Source organism: Paramesorhizobium endophyticum, assembly GCF_014640615.1.
In the GTDB taxonomy this organism is placed as follows: Bacteria; Pseudomonadota; Alphaproteobacteria; order Rhizobiales; family Rhizobiaceae; genus Paramesorhizobium; species Paramesorhizobium endophyticum.
Window position 1 is genome coordinate 1 of the sequence record NZ_BMHH01000024.1, and the last position, 19,078, is coordinate 19,078.

General features: G+C 61.0%; 19 protein-coding genes. 14 read left to right on the plus strand and 5 right to left on the minus strand.

The window, feature by feature from the left end; genetic code table 11:
• Positions 1-279 precede the first annotated feature (279 nt).
• The 9 genes from IEX53_RS20160 (at position 280) to IEX53_RS20200 (ending at position 10,005) form a co-directional block, all read left to right on the plus strand.
• Entirely contained in the window at positions 280-1,173 is an 894-nt protein-coding gene (locus IEX53_RS20160; RefSeq protein WP_188825982.1) for a LysR family transcriptional regulator, read from the plus strand.
• A gap of 159 nt (positions 1,174-1,332) precedes the next feature.
• On the plus strand, positions 1,333-1,806 hold the full coding sequence (locus IEX53_RS20165) for a formate dehydrogenase subunit gamma (protein ID WP_188825983.1): 474 nt from the start codon (positions 1,333-1,335) through the stop codon (positions 1,804-1,806).
• Entirely contained in the window at positions 1,803-3,359 is a 1,557-nt protein-coding gene (locus IEX53_RS20170) for a formate dehydrogenase beta subunit (RefSeq protein WP_188825984.1), read from the plus strand. The genes IEX53_RS20165 and IEX53_RS20170 overlap by 4 nt, the downstream gene beginning before the upstream one ends.
• Before the next feature lie 5 nt (positions 3,360-3,364).
• Entirely contained in the window at positions 3,365-6,244 is a 2,880-nt protein-coding gene (gene fdhF / locus IEX53_RS20175; RefSeq protein WP_188825985.1) for a formate dehydrogenase subunit alpha, read from the plus strand.
• Positions 6,245-6,304: 60 nt separating this feature from the next.
• Positions 6,305-6,574 carry a CopG family ribbon-helix-helix protein gene (locus IEX53_RS20180; protein ID WP_188825986.1) on the plus strand — a complete coding sequence of 90 codons (270 nt, stop codon included), beginning with the start codon at positions 6,305-6,307 and terminating at the stop codon, positions 6,572-6,574.
• Positions 6,571-6,876: a type II toxin-antitoxin system RelE/ParE family toxin gene (locus IEX53_RS20185; RefSeq protein ID WP_188825987.1), complete on the plus strand. Its 306-nt coding sequence runs from the start codon at positions 6,571-6,573 to the stop codon at positions 6,874-6,876. Before IEX53_RS20180 ends, IEX53_RS20185 begins: the two co-directional genes overlap by 4 nt.
• Positions 6,877-6,889: 13 nt before the next feature.
• Positions 6,890-7,714 (plus strand): formate dehydrogenase accessory sulfurtransferase FdhD, encoded by an 825-nt coding sequence (gene fdhD, locus IEX53_RS20190; protein ID WP_188825988.1) that lies wholly within the window; start codon positions 6,890-6,892, stop codon positions 7,712-7,714.
• The gene (locus IEX53_RS20195; RefSeq protein ID WP_188825989.1) at positions 7,704-7,943 is read left to right on the plus strand and encodes a formate dehydrogenase subunit delta; all 240 of its coding nucleotides are present in this window, start codon (positions 7,704-7,706) and stop codon (positions 7,941-7,943) included. Before fdhD ends, IEX53_RS20195 begins: the two co-directional genes overlap by 11 nt.
• Positions 7,944-8,355: 412 nt before the next feature.
• Complete coding sequence (locus tag IEX53_RS20200; RefSeq protein WP_188825990.1) at positions 8,356-10,005, plus strand: OFA family MFS transporter; 1,650 nt, start codon at positions 8,356-8,358, stop codon at positions 10,003-10,005.
• 77 nt (positions 10,006-10,082) lie between these two features.
• On the opposite strand, the gene IEX53_RS20205 is transcribed toward IEX53_RS20200, so the two are convergent.
• Positions 10,083-10,280, minus strand: coding sequence for a hypothetical protein (locus IEX53_RS20205; protein WP_188825991.1), 198 nt, complete (start codon positions 10,278-10,280; stop codon positions 10,083-10,085).
• Positions 10,281-10,568: 288 nt separating this feature from the next.
• Here IEX53_RS20205 and IEX53_RS20210 point away from each other — a divergent pair, with 288 nt between their 5' ends.
• Genes IEX53_RS20210 through IEX53_RS20220 form a run of 3 tightly spaced genes read left to right on the plus strand, consistent with a single transcriptional unit; the run spans position 10,569 to position 14,132 of the window.
• Positions 10,569-11,816, plus strand: coding sequence for a TackOD1 domain-containing metal-binding protein (locus IEX53_RS20210; protein WP_236016294.1), 1,248 nt, complete (start codon positions 10,569-10,571; stop codon positions 11,814-11,816).
• A 3-nt stretch (positions 11,817-11,819) separates the two neighbouring features.
• Complete coding sequence (locus IEX53_RS20215) at positions 11,820-13,109, plus strand: glycosyltransferase family 2 protein (RefSeq protein ID WP_188825993.1); 1,290 nt, start codon at positions 11,820-11,822, stop codon at positions 13,107-13,109.
• 12 nt (positions 13,110-13,121) lie between these two features.
• On the plus strand, positions 13,122-14,132 hold the full coding sequence (locus IEX53_RS20220; protein WP_188825994.1) for an HlyD family secretion protein: 1,011 nt from the start codon (positions 13,122-13,124) through the stop codon (positions 14,130-14,132).
• A gap of 484 nt (positions 14,133-14,616) precedes the next feature.
• Here the strand turns inward: IEX53_RS20220 and IEX53_RS20225 are convergent, their stop codons facing one another.
• The 4 genes from IEX53_RS20225 to IEX53_RS20240 all read right to left on the minus strand — a co-directional run bounded on the left by IEX53_RS20225 (position 14,617) and on the right by IEX53_RS20240 (position 17,674).
• Complete coding sequence (locus IEX53_RS20225; protein ID WP_188825995.1) at positions 14,617-14,829, minus strand: hypothetical protein; 213 nt, start codon at positions 14,827-14,829, stop codon at positions 14,617-14,619.
• A 12-nt stretch (positions 14,830-14,841) separates the two neighbouring features.
• Positions 14,842-15,102 carry a 30S ribosomal protein S21 gene (rpsU, locus tag IEX53_RS20230; RefSeq protein WP_188825996.1) on the minus strand — a complete coding sequence of 87 codons (261 nt, stop codon included), beginning with the start codon at positions 15,100-15,102 and terminating at the stop codon, positions 14,842-14,844.
• A 156-nt stretch (positions 15,103-15,258) separates the two neighbouring features.
• On the minus strand, positions 15,259-15,468 hold the full coding sequence (locus tag IEX53_RS20235) for a cold-shock protein (RefSeq protein WP_188825997.1): 210 nt from the start codon (positions 15,466-15,468) through the stop codon (positions 15,259-15,261).
• A 244-nt stretch (positions 15,469-15,712) separates the two neighbouring features.
• A complete protein-coding gene (locus IEX53_RS20240) occupies positions 15,713-17,674 on the minus strand; it encodes a tyrosine-protein phosphatase (RefSeq protein ID WP_188825998.1) in 1,962 nt (653 codons plus the stop codon).
• Between the two features lie 182 nt (positions 17,675-17,856).
• On the opposite strand from IEX53_RS20240, the gene IEX53_RS20245 reads away from it, so the two are divergent.
• Positions 17,857-18,492, plus strand: coding sequence for a TetR/AcrR family transcriptional regulator (locus IEX53_RS20245; RefSeq protein WP_188825999.1), 636 nt, complete (start codon positions 17,857-17,859; stop codon positions 18,490-18,492).
• A 121-nt stretch (positions 18,493-18,613) separates the two neighbouring features.
• Positions 18,614-19,057: a PACE efflux transporter gene (locus tag IEX53_RS20250; RefSeq protein WP_188826000.1), complete on the plus strand. Its 444-nt coding sequence runs from the start codon at positions 18,614-18,616 to the stop codon at positions 19,055-19,057.
• The last annotated feature ends 21 nt before the right edge of the window (positions 19,058-19,078 follow it).

The window sequence follows — 19,078 nt, forward strand, 5'->3', positions numbered from 1 at the left end:
CTAATCAAGCTATCCTTCGCCGCCTTACTCTCAATGTGCTCAGGGCAGACCCCGAAAATATTCCCCCCAGTCACAAACGGCTCAAGGCAAGATGGGCCGACCAGGATTTCCTCACTCTCATTACTCATATGCGATAGCCCTACCCTTGAGGGGGAGATGCCCGGCAGGGCAGAGGGGGTTGCCTCGCAATTCCCCCAAAGCCACCTACGCCCATATCCCCCTGGCCGGCTATCGCATTCGGCGTATATGCGATAGCGTTGCTTCAGGGGGAGCAAGGCCATGATCGACAAGCTGGAATTCTTCATTGCGCTGGTGCGGGAAGGGCATTTCGGGCGCGCGGCGGAGGAATGCGGCGTCACGCAGCCGACTCTTTCGGCAGCGATCCGCCAGCTGGAGGATACGCTCGGCGTCATGCTGGTGCAGCGCGGCTCGCGCTACAAGGGGCTGACGCCGGAGGGGCAGCGGGTGCTCGAATGGGCGCGGCGTATCGTCGGCGATGCCCGCACCATGCGCGAGGAGATCCGCGCCGCGCGGTTCGGGCTTTCCGGACACATCACCATCGCCGCCATTCCCACGGCGCTCGCCATGGTCTCGCGAATCACCACGCCTTTTCGCGAGCGGCATCCGGATGTAACCTTCTCGATCCTCTCGCGCACGTCATTGGAAGTGCTGTCTCTGCTTTCCAATTTCCAGATAGACGCCGGCATAACCTACATCGACAACGAGCCTCTCGGGAAAGTGACGACCGTACCGCTCTATGACGAGCGCTATCACCTGATTACTTCGAGCGGCAATATTTTCTCGGACCGTGAAACCGTCACCTGGGCGGAAGTGGGCAGGCTGCCGCTCTGCCTGCTCACCCCCGACATGCAGAACCGCCGTATCATCAATCTCCACCTGCGCGATGCGGGCGTCGAGCTGCAGACGACGCTCGAATCCAACTCGATGATCGTGCTTTTTTCCCATATCCGCACGGGGAAATGGGCGAGCATCATGCCGCTCAACCTCGCGGAAACGCTTGGATTCACCGAGCCGATCCGCTCCATCCCCATCGTGGAGCCGGACGCGCGGCATCTCGTCGGACTCGTCGCCGCCGAGCGCACGCCTTACACGCCGCTCGTGTCCGCTCTCCTGCATCAGGCGAAGACGCTTGCGGAGAGTTTCAAGGCATGACGTGCCGCTGCCAGGCAGCGTTGGATAACGGCATGCTCAACATTCCGGGAGCTTTGATAGATTTCTTCTATCGCTCAACGATACTGCGCTATTGATTATAAGCCGACTTTTTGGTCTCATTCTAAAAAAGAGGGGAGAAACAGGGAGGGCGCTGCAGACATGCAGACCGCAAGTACCGATATTGCCGCAAGGGCGATAGAGATTATCGATCAATTCAAGGACGTCGAAGGTCCGCTCCTGCCCATTCTCCACGGGTTGCAGGAGGAGTTCGGCCATGTGCCGAGCGAAACGCTGTCGATTGTCGCGGGCGCGCTGAACCTCTCCCGTGCGGAAGTGCATGGCGTCTTCACCTTCTACCATGATTTCCGCGAAAACCCCGCAGGCCGCCATGTGCTGAAAATCTGCCGGGCAGAGGCCTGCCAATCCATGGGCAGCGAGAGGCTGGCCGAACGCGCTGCGGAGCTTCTTGGCATCGATTGGAATGAAACCAGTGCCGATGGCGCGGTGACGCTGGAGCCGGTCTATTGCCTCGGCCTTTGCGCCTGTGCCCCCGCCGCCATGCTGGATGGCGAGGTGATCGGCAGGCTCGACGAAGAACAATTGCAGGAAATCGCGGCGGAGGTGCTGATATGAGCGTGACGGTCTATATCCCGCGCGATTCCGGGGCGCTGGCGCTGGGCGCGGAGCGTGTGGCGAAGGCCTTTGCCAGGGAGATGAGCGCGCGAGGGATCGAAGCGCGCATCGTGCGCAACGGCTCGCGCGGCCTCTATTGGCTGGAGCCGATGGTGGAGGTGGCGACGCCGCAAGGCCGTGTCGCCTATGGCCCGGTGAAGGCTGCCGATGTCGCCTCGCTGCTCGATGCCGGGTGCCTTGAGGGCGGTGGGCACCGCCTCTCATTGGGCCTCACCGAGGAAATTCCATTTCTCGCCCGCCAGACACGGCTGACCTTCGCCCGCTGCGGCATCGTCGATCCGCTGTCGCTCGACGATTACCGAGCCCATGGCGGGTTGCGGGGGCTGGAGAATGCGCTCAAGCTCTCGCCTGCCGAGATTGTGACGCAAGTCACGGACTCCGGCCTGCGCGGGCGCGGCGGCGCGGGTTTCCCGACCGGCATCAAATGGAAGACTGTGCTCGAAGCGCAGGGGCCGCAGAAATACATCGTCTGCAATGCCGATGAGGGCGATAGCGGCACTTTTGCCGACCGCATGATCATGGAAGGCGATCCCTTGGTGCTGATCGAGGGGATGATCATCGCCGGCATCGCCACCGGCGCGACGAAGGGCTACATCTACACCCGCTCGGAATATCCGCATGCAATTGCGGCGATGAATGCGGCCATCGCGGTCGCGAAACGGGCCGGTATGCTCGGAAAGAGCGTCATGGGTTCCGCCCATGCCTTCGATCTGGAAGTGCGTGTCGGGGCAGGGGCCTATGTCTGCGGGGAGGAGACGGCGCTGCTCGAAAGCCTTGAAGGCAGGCGCGGCGTGGTGCGAGCCAAGCCGCCTCTTCCAGCGCATAAGGGGCTGTTCGGCAAGCCCACGGTCATCAACAATGTCATCTCGCTCGCCTCCGTGCCTGTCATCATGGATAGGGGCGCGGCGTTCTATCGCGATTTCGGCATGGGCCGCTCGCGCGGAACGATCCCCATCCAGATCGCCGGCAATGCCAGGCATGGCGGGCTGTTCGAGACGGGCTTCGGGCTGACGCTGGGCGAGCTGGTGAACGAGATCGGCGGCGGCACCGCATCCGGGCGTCCGGTCAAGGCGGTGCAGGTCGGCGGACCGCTCGGGGCCTATTTTCCGCCTGCGCTGTTCGATACGCCGTTCGACTATGAGGCCTTCGCGGCTAAAAACGGGCTCATCGGCCATGCCGGGATCGTTGTCTTCGACGATACGGTCGACATGCTGAAACAGGCCCGTTTCGCCTTCGAGTTCTGCGCCGTGGAAAGCTGCGGCAAGTGCACGCCCTGCCGCATCGGCTCGACACGCGGCGTGGAGCTCGCAGACCGCATTGCCGCCGGGATCGCGCCGGAAAAGCAAATTGCCGTCATGACCGACCTTTGCAACACCATGAAATTCGGCTCGCTCTGCGCGCTCGGCGGGTTCACGCCCTATCCGGTCATGAGCGCGCTCACGCATTTCAGGCAGGATTTCGGGCCGGCGCCTATCGCCGAAGCAGCGGAGTAAACCCCATGGCTCTCGTGCATGAAATAGACTACGGCACCCCGGCTTCCAAATCGCAGAAGTCCGTCACGCTCACGGTTGACGGCGTCGCGGTGACCGTCCCCGAAGGCACGTCCATCATGCGGGCGGCGATGGAGGCTGGGATCGAAATCCCCAAACTCTGCGCCACTGACATGGTGGATGCGTTCGGCTCTTGCCGCCTCTGCCTCGTGGAAATAGAGGGGCGCAACGGCACGCCGTCCTCATGCACCACGCCAGCGATGGATGGGCTCGTCGTCCGCACCCAGACAGACCGGCTCAAGAATATCCGCCGCGGCGTGATGGAGCTCTACATCTCCGACCATCCGCTCGATTGCCTGACCTGCGCTGCCAATGGCGATTGCGAATTGCAGGACATGGCGGGCGCTGTGGGTCTGCGCGAGGTGCGCTACGGCTATGAGGGCGAGAACCACGTCAAGGCGCATAACAGCGATGCGGTCAATGCCCGCTTCCTGCCGAAAGACGAGTCCAACCCGTATTTCACCTACGATCCCTCGAAATGCATCGTCTGCTCGCGCTGCGTTCGCGCCTGTGAGGAAGTGCAGAGCACCTTTGCGCTGACCATCGAGGGCAGGGGGTTCAACTCGCGCGTCTCGCCGGGGATGCATGAATCCTTCCTCGGCTCCGAATGCGTCTCCTGCGGCGCGTGCGTGCAGGCCTGCCCGACCGCGACGCTGACCGAGAAATCGGTGATCGAAATCGGCCAGCCCGAGCATTCGAAGGTCACCACCTGCGCCTATTGCGGCGTCGGCTGCTCCTTCAAGGCGGAAATGCGCGGCGAGGAACTCGTCCGCATGGTGCCCTACAAGGACGGCAAGGCCAATCGCGGCCATTCCTGTGTCAAGGGCCGCTTCGCCTATGGCTATGCCACGCACAAGGACCGTATCCTCAATCCGATGATCCGTGAGAAGATCACCGATCCCTGGCGCGAGGTCACATGGGAAGAGGCCTATGCCCATGTCGCCCATGAGTTCCGCCGCATCCAGTATCAATATGGCAAGAGCGCGGTTGGCGGCATTACCTCGTCGCGCTGCACCAATGAGGAAACCTATCTGGTGCAGAAACTGGTGCGGCAGGGGTTTGGCAACAACAATGTCGATACCTGTGCCCGCGTCTGTCATTCACCCACCGGCTATGGCCTGAAGCAGACCTTCGGCACCTCCGCCGGCACGCAGGATTTCGACAGCGTGGAGCATAGCGATGTGGTGCTCGTCATCGGCGCCAATCCGACCGATGGCCATCCGGTGTTCGGCTCGCGGCTGAAAAAGCGGCTGCGGCAGGGCGCGAAGCTTATCGTCATCGACCCGCGCCGCATCGATCTGGTGCGCACGCCGCATGTGGAAGCGGCCTATCACTTGCCGCTGAAACCCGGCACCAATGTCGCGGTGCTGACGGCGCTCGCCCATGTCATCGTCACGGAAGGGTTGTTCAACGAAGCCTTCATTCGCGAGCGCTGCGATTGGGCGGAGTTCCAGGACTGGGCTTCCTTCGTCTCCCTGCCGGAAAACAGCCCGGAAGCGGTGGAGAAACTTTCCGGCGTTTCCGCCGATCTGATCCGCGGCGCGGCGCGTCTCTACGCCACCGGCGGCAATGGCGCGATCTATTACGGCCTAGGCGTCACCGAGCACAGCCAGGGCTCGACCACGGTCATCGCCATCGCCAATCTCGCCATGGCGACCGGCAATATCGGCCGTTCCGGCGTCGGCGTGAACCCCTTGCGCGGGCAGAACAATGTGCAAGGCTCCTGCGACATGGGCTCCTTCCCGCACGAGCTGCCGGGCTACCGCCATATCTCCGAAGACGCGACGCGCGATATTTTCGAAAAGCTCTGGGGCGTGAAGCTCGACAACGAGCCGGGCCTGCGCATCCCGAACATGCTCGACGCCGCCGTGGACGGCTCGTTCAAGGGTATTTACATCCAGGGCGAGGACATTCTGCAATCGGATCCCGACACCAGGCATGTAGCGGCAGGGCTGGCGGCGATGGAATGCGTCGTGGTGCACGACCTCTTCCTCAATGAGACCGCCAATTACGCCCATGTCTTCCTGCCGGGCTCGACCTTCCTGGAAAAGGACGGCACCTTCACCAATGCCGAACGCCGCATCAACCGCGTGCGCAAGGTGATGAGCCCGAAGAACGGCTATGCTGACTGGGAGGTGACGCAGAATTTGGCAAGGGCCATGGGGCACGGCTGGGATTACACGCACCCGTCCCAGATCATGGACGAGATCGCCGCCACCACGCCAAGCTTCGCCGGGGTATCCTACGAGCTTCTGGAGCGCGACGGCTCGGTGCAGTGGCCGTGCAATGAAAAGGCTCCCGAGGGCACGCCGGTCATGCATGTGGATGGCTTCGTGCGCGGCAAGGGCAAGTTCATCCGCACCGAATATGTGGCGACCGACGAGCGGACCGGCCCGCGCTTCCCGCTCCTGCTGACCACGGGCCGTATCCTCTCGCAATATAATGTTGGCGCGCAGACGCGGCGCACCGAGAATGTCATCTGGCATGAGGAAGACCGGCTGGAAATCCATCCGCACGACGCCGAAAATCGCGGCATACGCGACGGCGATTGGGTGAAGCTCGCAAGCCGGTCCGGCGATACCACTTTGCGGGTGAAGGTAACGGACCGCGTCGCGCCCGGCGTCGTCTACACCACCTTCCACCATCCGGCGACGCAGGCGAATGTCGTGACCACCGATTTCACCGACTGGGCCACGAATTGCCCGGAATACAAGGTGACCGCCGTCCAGGTCGCGCCGTCCAACGGTCCGACCGAATGGCAGGTGGAATATGACGCGCAGGCGAAGCAAAGCCGCCGGGTTGCGGCCAAGCTGGAAGCCGCGGAGTAAACTGGTTAGTGCAGCGCAAGTGTGCTATGTTGTGTACATCTCAACACAGGAGTTTTCGAAATGACGACTAGCACGACCATCACCATTCGGATGCGCCCCGAGCTGAAAGAAAAATTGGAACGTATTGCCGCCGATACGCAGCGCAGCAAATCCTTTCTCGCCGGGGAGGCAATCGAGGCTTATGTCGACCGCGAACTGGAAATCATCGAGGGGATCAAGCGGGGTATGGCTGATATCGAAGCTGGCCGCGTTGTACCACATGACGAAGCCATGGCGGAAATCTATGCCGCTATTGACGCCGTGGAAGCAAAGCGGTCTGCCAAATCGTGAGGCGACCAGTCATCTGGGCGCGCGAAGCGCTGCAGGAGCTGCGAGAGCAGACGGAACTTATCGCTCGCGATAACCCTTCTGCGGCGCGCCGGGTTGCGGATCGTATCCGTGACGCAGCCAAAGCGCTCGGAGAGGTTCCTACAGGGCGCCGTGGTCGTGTTGCCGGTATTTATGAAAAATCGCTGGGTCGCCCGCCTCACATAATTGCGTATGCGTTGCGACCAATGAACGGATGCGAAAGCGTGTTTATCGTGCATATCATCCACACCGCCCGAGATTGGCCCTCCGGACAATGGCCGTAATAACAGGATCGTCATGAACCGCCGCCCGATCATATCCGTATCGCGCATCGCCCGCCGCAAGGATGGGCTTTCGCAGGCGGCGCGGATGGTGCCGGAGGAGGTGCCGGTCGCATTCAGCTATGGCGGGACGACCCATGCGGTGATGATGGGGACGCCTGATGATCTCGAGGATTTCGCGGTCGGGTTCAGCCTGTCGGAAGGCATCATCGACAAGGCCTCGGATATGGAGGAAATCGCGGTTGAGGAACATGCACGCGGAATCGATATCCAGATTACGCTTGCGGAAGCCAAGGGCCAGCACCTCGCCGCGCGCCGCCGTCATATGGCCGGGCCTGTTGGATGCGGGCTTTGCGGCATCGAGTCGATCGACGAGGCGCTGAAGCCGATTACGCCGGTCCAAAACACAAAACTGCATCTGACGGCGGATGATATCGCGCGATCCGTCCAACTCCTGTCCGCGCAACAGCCGCTTCACAAGGAGACCGGCGCGGTCCATGCGGCGGGGTTTTATGTGCCGGGCAGGGGCATTATCGCGGCGAGGGAGGATGTCGGTAGGCACAATGCGCTCGACAAGCTCATTGGCTCGCTAGCTCGGCAAGCCGTCGATGGCCGGACCGGCGTGATCGTCGTCACCAGCCGCGTTTCGCTGGAAATGGTGCAGAAGACGGCCGTGATCGGCGCATCCGTGCTGGCGGCGGTTTCCGCCCCCACGGCGCTTGCCATCCGCACGGCGGAGGAAGCGGGCATCACGCTCATCGCGCTTGTCCGTGGCGAGGAGTTCGACATCTATACCCATCCAGACCGTATCGATATCAGGAGCACGGCCCATGTCGCATAGCGGCACCCACGATAAGCTCATCTACATGGCCAATCAGATTGCCACCTTCTTTTCCTCGCAGCCGCGCGAGAGCCAAGTGGCGGGGGTGGCCAATCACATCAATCTCTTCTGGGAGCCGCGCATGCGCACCCAGCTTTTTGCCGTTCTTGAGGACGAGGGTGGCAAGGGGCTGAACGAGCTGGTCATAGAGGCGGCAAAGCAGATACGCAGGCCTGAAAAGGTGAATTAGAGAGGATTTGTCTCGATGGAATTGTCCGGGATCGGTTCTATTTTCACCTGCCGTGACAATGGAAATGTCGAGGCATGGATGCCAGTGACAAGCACTGGCATGACGGAGGGATGGGCCTTGCCGCTCAAGTCCAAACGTCATTGCTTGCCACAATCGTTGTCGTTGAGTGCGAAAAACTTCGATCCCGTCATGCCAGTGCTTGTCACTGGCATCCATGCCTCAACGGTAATGTTGTCACTCCGTAAAGAAAGCGAACACTCTTAAACGCGACAGGGAGGAGCGATTGACCGAAAGTTTGAAACCAGCTTCAACCGGCTGAGCCTTCGGGCCGGGCCGGCAACACCCTTGAAAACCCGACAATGAGGTAACCCGCCTGGGAGGAGAACCACGGCGGTAGGAGAGGATTATTGTCATGTCTACAGACACCACAGCAGGCGTCCTCACAGGCGCCGGAATTCTCGACCGGGAGCGCATCGTCGCGCAACCGGGCTTCAACCGCTGGCTGGTTCCGCCGGCGGCGCTTGCCATTCATCTGTGCATCGGCATGGCCTATGGCTTCAGCGTGTTCTGGCTGCCGCTTTCACGGTCGCTCGGCGTCACGCAGCCGGCCGCGTGCCCCGACCTGAACCTGATGACGGCCCTGTTCACCGCGACTTGCGACTGGCGCGTCGCGGATCTCGGCTGGATCTACACGCTGTTCTTCGTGCTGCTCGGCTGTTCGGCAGCGCTCTGGGGCGGCTGGCTGGAGCGCGCCGGTCCGCGCAAGGCGGGCTTCGTCGCGGCGCTTTGCTGGTGCGGCGGCATTCTCGTTGCGGCCCTGGGCGTCATGATGCATCAGCTCTGGCTGATGTGGCTGGGCGCGGGCGTCATCGGCGGTATCGGGCTGGGGCTTGGCTATATCTCGCCGGTTTCGACCCTCATCAAATGGTTCCCGGACCGGCGCGGCATGGCGACCGGTATGGCCATTATGGGCTTCGGCGGCGGCGCGATGATCGGCGCTCCGCTCGCCGACATGCTGATGAACCATTTCAAGACGGCCACGTCGGTTGGCGTCTGGGAAACCTTCATCGTCATGGCTGCGATCTATTTCGTCTTCATGATGTGCGGCGCGTTCGGCTATCGCATCCCGCCTGCCGGCTGGCGCCCCGAGGGCTGGACACCGCCCGCGAGCCAGAAGGCGATGATCACCACCCGGCACGTGCACTTACGTGACGCTCACAAGACCCCGCAATTCTGGCTCATCTGGGCGGTGCTCTGCCTCAATGTCTCCGCCGGCATCGGCGTCATCGGCATGGCATCGCCCATGCTACAGGAGATTTTCGGCGGCAAGCTCATCGGCCTGCCCGAACTGACCTTCACCCAGCTCGATGCTTCCCAGAAGACTGCCATCGCGGCGATTGCGGCGGGTTTCACCGGCTTGCTATCGCTCTTCAACATCGGCGGACGTTTCTTCTGGGCCTCGCTTTCCGACAGGATCGGGCGTAAGAACACCTACTATACCTTCTTCCTGCTCGGCATCGTGCTTTATGCGCTGGCGCCGACCCTTGCCGGCATGGGCAGCAAGGCGCTGTTCGTGCTCGCGTTCGGCATCATCCTGTCGATGTATGGCGGCGGCTTCTCGACGATTCCGGCTTATCTGGCAGATATCTTCGGCACGCAGTTCGTCGGCGCGATTCACGGGCGGCTGCTGACGGCCTGGGCGACGGCGGGCATCGTCGGCCCGGTGGTGGTCAATTATATCAGAGAGTTCCAGATCGATGCGGGCGTGCCGCGCGAGCTGGTCTATAATTTCACCATGTACATCCTTGCCGGAATGCTGGCGCTGGGCTTCCTCGCCAATCTGTTCATCAAGCCGCTATCGGAAAAGTGGTTCATGTCGGATGCGGAAGTCGCTGCACTCCAGGCCAAGACCGCCGCGGCTGCTACCGGCCCCAGCGGTTCCTTCGGCATCGGCACCGGCGGGCTCGATGCCAAGGCCGCGCTTGCCTGGGCGGCGGTCGGCATTCCCATTCTCTGGGGCGTGTGGGTGACGTTCCAGAAATCGATCGTCCTCTTCCAGTAATTTCCCCTTTGCCGGCGAAGATGCGATTGAACAGGCTCCCGGGCAACCGGGAGCCTGTTTTTCATTTCGGCCCGCTCTCAAATCGGTGATCCCGACAACTTGATGTAATTTTGAACATGCGTCGCCCAGTCGGGGCGATCTCCGCAGTTCCGGCGCGGATAATGCTGGCAAATCGCTTCCGCCCGCGATCCATTCCAGGCTTTTGACGCAGGCTTCTTGTGATTCGGCGGCGCCGCGCTGTTCACGATTCTCGGCGCGGCAAGGATACGCAGCATGCCGGACGCTCCGTCCAACCATTATTTCGCCCCATGGAAGCGATCTATACCGCCCGTTCTAAGGAACTGGGCTTAAGCTGAAACTAATTCAGCTTCTGTTCATGTAACCTTTCTTACAGCGGTTCGCGAAGCAGACACCCGGTAACGGACTTTTCGCGATTCCCTGCCGATTGATAAGAGACCCCAATGATTCCATCATCCGTAGGCCATGCATTTCCGTCGCATGGCGCCATAGCCAAGCCAGAACATTTAGCCGACCAAATCCGGAACGCCTGGTATGAGACAGGGTTGACCTGGAAGCCGAGGACGCGCTGGTTTCCGCGCGTGCCTGCCCATCTCGATGAAATATTCGGCCTTCTTTTCGAAGCCGATGCGGGCGGCGATATCGACGCCGTTCTTTTCTCCGACGAGCGGCTTTCCTCGCCGCTTCACAATATCAGGGATTTTGCGGGTTCTCTTCAGGCGCCGATGATCGATCTCAAGGGCCGCGCCGGTGATTTCGCCGATGCCCATTTCGATCTTCTCGAACCGCGCACCTGGACTGACACCGCCCGGCGCATCCTCAAGTTCCGAGAAGGCCGGGAGGCGCTCGCGGCGCAGCATCGCCACAGCGTCGATCCCGAGGTGCAGCTTCTGGCGCATATGTATGTCTCGGGCCGGGAGTTGCGCGGCATGCGCTATCCGCTCGCGCCGGAAGCCGTGTGCTATCCGGGGTTTTTCTCCGCGCCGAAGATCGTTCCCCTGGCCGAGAGCCTGGTGTTGCGCGGTTTCCTGAAACGGCGCTTTTTCGACCGCCTGCATGAATGCGCAACCTGCCAATCCCGCCGCCTCAGCGTCCGCGAGGAATGCCCGTCCTGCCGTTCGGCGGATTTGCGGGAAAGTGCGCTTCTCCACCATTTCCATTGCGCGGCGGTTCTGCCGGAAGAACAGTTCCGCCGAGGCATGTCGCTTGTCTGTCCGAAATGCCAGCGGCAGTTGCGCAATTACGGAAAAGACTATGACAGGCCCGGACAGGCCTTCACCTGCAACAGCTGCGAGGCCACCTCGTCGGAACTCGAAGTCGGGTTCGTCTGCCTTGATTGCAACGCGCGCATGGACGGCGGAGCCGCAACGCATGTCGACCTCCACAGCTATATGCTGACGGATGCGGCCGTTGCATTCTTACAAGGGAGTGCCCCCGCGGTCCCATCCTCCCTGCCTGCTCCGCTGCAAAGGGAAATTGCTGATATCGGCGCGCTGGCGCGGACGCAGGCAGGCCTCGCCGAGGTCCGCTTCGCCAAGGGCGAAGAGGTCATCGCTGCGAACGGTCGTCCCATGTTCGAAAAGTCGCGCGACCTGTTTTTCGAAACCCTCCGCAATGGTCTTGGGAATACCGGCTCTCTCCATGTGGATGGCGATATGGCCTATATTTTCGCCGAAGCCTTCGACGCCGAGCTTGAGCGGGAATTACAGGCTTTGATCGCGCGCGGCGAGGAGGTTCTCCGGCTGAAACTGTCGCCCAGGCTGACGATTATCCAGCGTTTCGGAAGAGCGTGACCCGTGAACATACTGGAGTTGGGCTTCGCCTTCCTGCTGAGCCAGACGACCCTCAGCATTATGTCGGTCTTCTGGTATACGCTGATCTTCGAGTTTCCGCGATACATCCTGCCCTTTCTGGTGGCAGGCATGTCCATGCGCTCGCCCGATAGCGAAGCTGTGCTTGAAGAAGAGTCCTCGGCAGCTTCCGCAACCGGGTGCCCCAGCGTCAGCGTCATTCTCGTCGGCCATAATGAAGAGGACGCGCTGGAAGCTTGCTTGCGCTCCCTGCATGAGCAATCCATGCGGGATTTCGAAGTGGTTATCGTTAGCGACGGCTCCACGGACGGGATGACGGAAGTCGCTCGCGGCCTGGTCAAGCAGGGCCTCGCCGCGCGGGTGCTTTCGACCGATCTTCGGGGCGGCAAGTCGAGCGGCATCAATCTGGCCTGCGCCTATGCCACCGGCGACATCATCATCAATGTCGATTGCGACTGCTCGTTCGACCGCCATGCGTTCGAATATCTGCTGCGGCCTTTCTCTGACCCGCGCGTCGGAGCCGTCTGCGGCGACATCGCTCCGCGCAACAGCGACGCCAGCGTGATCGCGCAGTTTCAGGAGATCGAGTATCTGCAGTCCATCGCGGTTGGCAAGCGTATTTCGAGCGCGGTCAATCAGGTCGTCTGCGCGTCAGGAGCGTTCAGCGCGTTCCGGCGCCAAGCCCTCGACGATATCGGCGGCTTCGACGTGGGCGGCGGGGAAGATCTCGACACGACGATCCGGCTTCGGCTGAAAGGCTGGCGCATCGAATATGCGCCGGATGCCATCTGTTATACCGACGTGCCGGTCACGATGTACCAGTACATCCGCCAGCGCTTGCGCTGGGAGCGCGACGCGATCTGGATACGCTACCGCAAGCATGCGCGGCTGATGAATCCCTTCTCTCCGGCGTTTCGCCTGAGCGAAGCGGTCCATCAGTGGGATTTCCTGCTCTTCAACGTTCTGGGAGCATTCATTTTCCCCGTCTATCTGGTGTGGCTGTTCCTGCAATATGGGGCATTCACGCCGGCTATTCTCATAGGCATGCAAATCGGCCTCCTGGTTATCGACGTTCTCATCCTCGCGGCCTCGGCCTGGTGCACGGGGCGGCATGTGTTCCTTCGTAACCTGTTGTTCCTGCCGGGCTATTCCCTGTTCATGACCTATGTCATGCGGCCCGTCAGGCTTATCGCCTATATCGACGAATGGGCATTCTCCGGCTCTCATCGGGATAATTACACCCCCATAAAAGTCCGCATGCAACGCCCCTGGTAAAACGGAAAATCAATGAAACGCCTGCGCAAACAACCCCGCATCGACGTTCTCGATGCTCAGAAACGCTCGTCGTCCGGCAAGCTGGGACGAACGGTCTATCTCGGCCTCGTCATCGTCTTCCTCGGTTCGCTGGCCTATTATCTCTTCGGCAGCATGTTCGTGCTGTCGATTGACGGCACCGTGCTGAAGGAGCGCTATTCGGTCGGCGCCAACTATCCGGGCAAGGTGACGGCGGTCTATGTGAAGGAGGGCGACAAGGTTGAAGCGGGAACCCCGCTTGCCCGTATCGAATCCTTCGAGATGATCCAGGAACTGTCAAACATCGCTTTCCGCGATAGCGATCTCGCCATTCGCGAAGGCCAGCTCCAGGGCAAGCTTGCCTCGATCGATGCGGTGTATCCATTGGCTGAGCGCACCGCCCGCGAGACGAAGGCGACCTCGAGCCAGTTCGATACCGTTTCGGGCAAGGGTATCGTGTCCTCGCTCTCGAAAGACGACGCGCTGCGCAACAGCCTTCAGGCTGCGGAGCGGGTGGCGCAATTGCAAAGCGAAAAGGCGGCGACGCAGAACGAACTGAAGCTGCTGCAGCAATCCCGTTCGGTCTTCCGCCAGGCCATCGAAAAGCTCAACGGGATTTATGACGATGGCTATCTGCGCGCCAGCACGTCGGGCATCGTGGGCGCGAAGGTGCCGATTCCCGGGCAGGTCGTGAAGTTTGGCGACGAGCTGATGCAGATCAATGGCGGCAAATCCTATATTCTCGCCTATCTGCCCGACGAATATCTGTTCAATATCTGGGAAGGGATGCCCGTCAATGTGAAGGGCGGCGCGCAATCGGCAAACGGGCGGATTGATGCGATTCTCACCGTCGCCGACGCTTTACCGGCGGAATTCCAGAACATGTTCCGGCCCCGGGACCGCTCGCGCCTGGTGCGCATCTCGCTCGATGAGAAGAATCCTTTCGCGGTGTCGCAGAAGGTGTCGATCTCCGGCTGCGCCCTCGGCTATTGCTGGGCGCGGTAACGTCACGTATCGCTATAGATGTAAGGTGAAGGGGCGTCGGCGCTTCAGAATGAACTGAAGCGCGGCGTTTCAACAGCCCTCATGGTGAGATGCTCGTGTACGTAACGGAACGAGCCTCGAACCGGGCGCTGTTTCAAGCGAGTTCTGACAGACTCTAAGCGGTTCATGTTTTGATGGAATCGCCCGAATTCTGTTTGGGACCGTTGTTGTCATGGAGACGTCGAGGAATGGATCCCAGTGACGAGCACTGGGATGACGCAGAGGAGGTGTTCTCTCCACTCCCGGATATGCTTTTGCCAAGCGGCGGAGCTGCGAGGTCAGCCTGCCAACAGCAACGCGACCCATCACCCCAAGGCTCGTCGCTGGGATCCATTCCTCTACGGCAGCAATGGCCACAACGATAAAAGAACGAAGCCGCTCTAACGATGAAATGAACTGGTTGCTTGGTATCAATTACACCGATTCGCGGTAATCGCGCAGCGTATCAGGCTTTCTTCCGCCGGCGCGGCGCGGGCGCCTCGGGTGGCGGGTTGGCGGCTTCGTGATCGAGTCTTTGCTGGCGCAGCCGCGCGGTCTTTTTGGCCCGCGCGGCCGCTTCGGCGTCTACGATCTGCATGGCCGCGTCATGCGTATGCTGAGCCTTTTGATGGCTGCTGAGCTTGGATGGGCTGAAAAAGCTTTCCTTGGTGGCGACCATGCTAAACTCCTGTTAGCGAGTGGACGCGCCGGGGCGCGCGGGCGAAGCAACTTTCTTCTTCGGTCCCGGAATGAGACCTTCGCGCTGCAGCTTCTTGCGGGCCAGCTTGCGGTGGCGCCGGATGGCCTCTGCATGCTCGCGGGCGCGCTTTTCCGACGGCTTCTCATAGGCGGTATGCGCCTTGGCCTCCCTGAAGATGCCTTCGCGCTGCATTTTCTTCTTCAACACGCGAAGCGCCTGATCGACATTGTTGTCTCTTACGAGTACCTGCAAAAGTCTCATCCTTTCATGGAGCGCCGGGATGGCGCATGTTTTGGGTTGGCGGACAAACAAAAAAGGCCGGGCTTGCCCGACCTCTTCCTCTCATCCGCACCGCACACTGCCAGTACATCCGTGGTCAGCGACGGGGAATGACATATCGCTCGCCGATTAGGCGGCGCGAAGGTTTTCGGCGGAATTCTTGCCCGACCGCTTGTCCTGCACGAGGTCATAAGAGATCTTCTGACCTTCGTTCAGGCTGCTCATGCCCGAGCGCTCGACAGCGCTGATATGCACGAAAACGTCATTGGAGCCGTCCTGCGGCTGAATGAAGCCAAAACCCTTGGTGGCGTTGAACCACTTTACTGTGCCAGTGTTCATGATGATTTCCTTTCATCAATTGTTGAATTTAGACGACCGCGAGGCCGCCTGAGGATCGAATGATGAAGGGAGATTTGTGGGGCGGTTAGTCCACGAACAAAAACCACAAGCAAAAGTCGATAACGACTATATAGAGACAATTGCCGGTAAAATCAAGGCGGCAGCCGAGATTTTCCGCCCGGTTTCTTTTTGTGTGTATTGTGGGTGGGGGCAGCCGGCGTGCGACGGCTGCCCTTCACGCCTATCAGAACGAATAGCCGATCGAAAGCTTCCCGCCGACGCTCTTGCTGTCGCGCCCGTCGCCGATCGCGCCGTTGATTCCGGCCTTCACCGTGAGTGCGTCGCGCTGCAGCGCCACGTCGAAGCCGATCCGACCGAGATTGCGGCTGTTGAAGGCCGATTCCTGACTGATGGCAAAGCCTTGCAGAGAGCCGGTGCTAACGGTTTCCGGCGTCGATGCGAGATGCTCGAAAGTCAGGCGCGAGGTGGTGGCAAGCGTCCATTCGCCGATTTTGCGCTGATCGAGGCCGAGTTCGACACCGGCCTTGAGGCGGACCGCCGTTTCCTCGAACTCGTCGACGGCGAGCGCCAGTTCGCTGCCTTTTTCCTGGAAGGCGTCGAGCTTGACACGGGCCACGTCCACCCCGGCAAAGGGCGTGATCGCCCATTCGCCCGAGCGGAAGATATGGCCGATTTCGGCATTGACGCCGAAGACGGAGCCGTCCGTGCTGCCATCGGCGTTGCCGAAACCGCCACCGAGCGCGCGCGAGCTGTCATAGTTCATGATGCTGGCATTGATCCCGCCCGCCACATAGAGGCCGGAATCGAGCGAGGAGAAGCCGTAGCGCCCGCCGATGGTGGCGAGGAAGCCGTCGAGATCGACCTTTCCGCCCGCCGCCGAGATCGACGCGCCGCCATAACCGAGCGCGCCATAGACGAGCGCGCGCTCGTCTATGCGGTATGTCGCGCCGAAGAGGGGCATGACGCTGCGCTGCGAGCTCTTCGCCGTGCCCGAATCGCCATCCGTGGAGAAGCTTTCGCCCAGCGTCGTCTGCCAGAAGGCGGCGTGGCCGATGTCGAGACCCTTGCCCCGCGCATAGGGCTGGATGGTTTCGCCAAGCTGCGAAGGCAGGCGCGTGAGCCAGCTGCCGGCGTCGGCATGGACCTGCCCGCCCACTTGCATCTGGACGCCGCCCAGCGTGCCGGCATCGATGGCCGACTGAAGGTAGTAGTTGTAAGCCGTATAATCGCCCGAGAGTTCGGAATTCTGTAGCGCCTTCAGCAACGCGGCGCCTGTGGCGGCGTTGCCGGTCATCTCGTCTTCTTCAGGCAGCGATTTGTAATAGACCATCTTGGCGCGCAGCACGTAGATATCGGCCTGCGTCAGCCCAAGCCCTTCCTTCAGGTAATTGTCCATCGAGCCGTAGCTCTGCGCCACCTGGTCGAACCCGGCCTCCAGAAAGCTCGCCTGTACGCCCATGAGCGGCGCATAGATCGCCTTGGCATATTCACCTGCCGCCCCACCGCCGGCCTGCGCCGCGATGGCGTCGAGAGAGGCCTTGATGCGGGCCGCCGAATAGGTGTTGGAGGCGAGATAGTCTTTCATGATGTCTTCCTGCGAGACACCGGCGATGCTGTGCAGCACAGCGGAAATCCAGCCGGTGCGGTCCTTGCCGGCGGTGCAATGATAGAGCGCCGCGGCATCCGCATGGGCAAGCTCCAGAAACACCTCGCGCAGGACGCCTCTCGTACGCTCGTCGGCGACGAAGCTGCGGTTGCCCTGCTCAAGAATGGCGATGGAGTCGGCGGGACTGTTGAGCGGTGGCGTGTCCGAGGTATTGCCGCCGGAGACGTTGTTGTTGAAATAGGTCACGTCCGGCCACAGGCGGTCTTGCGCCGTGGCGATCTCGCCCGGCGTGCGCAGGTCGATGACGGTCGAGATGTTCTGCCTCTGGATCGTCGTGTAATCGGCATCGTTGAGCGTCAGCGCGTTGGAGCGGAAGAAGACGCCTGTGCGCATGACGCCATCATTGGTCGTCGTATAGGCGTAGCCGGTTCCTCCCTTGGAGGCGGCTAGCCCGGCAAGATCGCGGTAGTTGTCAACCGAAGACAGGATCGGCGTATTGATCACCTCCTGCGCCCATGCCGGTGCCGTCAGTAGCGACGGGAGGGCCGCCGCTACGCAAGAAATCACTCTTTTCATCATTCATCCCCACAGATTGGAATAGTCCAGGCGAGAAAAGCCCCGCATGGGGTGGCTGGCTAGACCCGGTTCGTAACACTTGCATGACAATTTGCACTGAGTGCAAAAATATTCGAGTGCTGCGGTAAATCTGCATCCGGCCAGCGTCGGCTTCCACACCGTCAAAATTCATGCAAGAAACGGGAATGCACGATGATCTGACACCGCAGGAAGGCTTGCGCGCGCGAAAGCGGAGGGAGACGTTCCGCCGGATCGCAGACACGGGGCTCGAGTTGTTCCTCGCCAAGGGCTATGCGGCGGCGACCCTCGACGAGATTGCCCAGGCATCCGGCATCTCGCGGCGCACCTTCTTTCATTATTTCAAGAGCAAGGACGATATCCTGCTCGCCCATATGAGCGGCTATGTGGAGGCTTTGAGGCAACTGGTCGTGGAGCACGCCGCCGCCGGCTCGCCCTTCGACATCGCCTGTGATGCGCTGAAGGCGCTCACCGCCAGTTCCGAACCATCCCGCGCCATCGCCATTGCCCGAGTTATGGCGGATAGCGAAGCGCTGCGCGTCCGAGCATCGCTCAGCTACCAGCAGTTCGAGCAGGCCGTCCATGAAGGCTTGTGCGAGGTGTGTCCTGATGAAGGCCGTAGCGAAGGCCTGCGGCTCGTCGCCATGATGACGATAGGAATTATGCGCGTTGCCGTGGATGCCTGGCTGCAGAATGACGGCAGGCAGCCTTTGGCGGAATATATCGGCGAGGCGTTTGCTACGGTGAAGGCAGAGGTCGGCGCTGCGCCGGAGCGCTTACAAACATCCGGGATTCACATCTGACCGGCGCGTGGTTGAAAGTGCGGGCAAATCCATTATATAGCCCCCTTGAAAGCGAGGACGGCCTCCCCCGTTTATCGGGCTAGTTCGCTCGGGACGACCCGAGCTTTCCGGAGGTTGGAAAATGCGCTCCGTCGGCGATCGTATCCGTCACGCACTCAGCTTTGAAATTATCGGACTTCTGCTCGTCACTCCGCTTGGCGCGCTGGCGTTTCACATGCCTATGCATGACATGGGTGTGGTCAGCCTCGTGAGCGCGACGATCGCGACGGCATGGAATTTCATCTACAACTACCTGTTCGATGTAGTCCTCCAACGCACTTCCGGGACCACGGAGAAAAGCGGCCTGACGCGGGTTTGGCACGCAGTGCTGTTCGAGGCCGGCCTTCTGGTGGTGCTGATGCCGTTCATCGCCTGGTATCTTGGCGTATCGCTCTGGCAGGCTTTCGTCATGGACGTCTCATTCGCGCTTTTCTATATGGGCTACGCCTTCGTCTTCAACTGGGCTTATGATCGGCTCTTCCCACTACCCGAGTGGACGGTTCAGGCTATGGTGCAGCCCGATTAGCGGCTGTCGGCATTGCTTTCG

Excerpts from the sequence above, each read along its gene's own strand:
- IEX53_RS20160 (WP_188825982.1), top strand. The coding sequence starts at position 280 with ATGATCGACAAGCTGGAATTCTTCATTGCGCTGGTGCGGGAAGGGCAT.
- IEX53_RS20165 (WP_188825983.1), top strand. The coding sequence starts at position 1,333 with ATGCAGACCGCAAGTACCGATATTGCCGCAAGGGCGATAGAGATTATC.
- IEX53_RS20170 (WP_188825984.1), top strand. The coding sequence starts at position 1,803 with ATGAGCGTGACGGTCTATATCCCGCGCGATTCCGGGGCGCTGGCGCTG.
- fdhF (WP_188825985.1), top strand. The coding sequence starts at position 3,365 with ATGGCTCTCGTGCATGAAATAGACTACGGCACCCCGGCTTCCAAATCG.
- IEX53_RS20180 (WP_188825986.1), top strand. The coding sequence starts at position 6,305 with ATGACGACTAGCACGACCATCACCATTCGGATGCGCCCCGAGCTGAAA.
- fdhD (WP_188825988.1), top strand. The coding sequence starts at position 6,890 with ATGAACCGCCGCCCGATCATATCCGTATCGCGCATCGCCCGCCGCAAG.
- IEX53_RS20195 (WP_188825989.1), top strand. The coding sequence starts at position 7,704 with ATGTCGCATAGCGGCACCCACGATAAGCTCATCTACATGGCCAATCAG.
- IEX53_RS20200 (WP_188825990.1), top strand. The coding sequence starts at position 8,356 with ATGTCTACAGACACCACAGCAGGCGTCCTCACAGGCGCCGGAATTCTC.
- IEX53_RS20205 (WP_188825991.1), bottom strand. The coding sequence starts at position 10,280 with ATGCTGCGTATCCTTGCCGCGCCGAGAATCGTGAACAGCGCGGCGCCG.
- IEX53_RS20220 (WP_188825994.1), top strand. The coding sequence starts at position 13,122 with ATGAAACGCCTGCGCAAACAACCCCGCATCGACGTTCTCGATGCTCAG.
- IEX53_RS20225 (WP_188825995.1), bottom strand. The coding sequence starts at position 14,829 with ATGGTCGCCACCAAGGAAAGCTTTTTCAGCCCATCCAAGCTCAGCAGC.
- IEX53_RS20235 (WP_188825997.1), bottom strand. The coding sequence starts at position 15,468 with ATGAACACTGGCACAGTAAAGTGGTTCAACGCCACCAAGGGTTTTGGC.
- IEX53_RS20240 (WP_188825998.1), bottom strand. The coding sequence starts at position 17,674 with ATGATGAAAAGAGTGATTTCTTGCGTAGCGGCGGCCCTCCCGTCGCTA.
- IEX53_RS20245 (WP_188825999.1), top strand. The coding sequence starts at position 17,857 with ATGCACGATGATCTGACACCGCAGGAAGGCTTGCGCGCGCGAAAGCGG.
- IEX53_RS20250 (WP_188826000.1), top strand. The coding sequence starts at position 18,614 with ATGCGCTCCGTCGGCGATCGTATCCGTCACGCACTCAGCTTTGAAATT.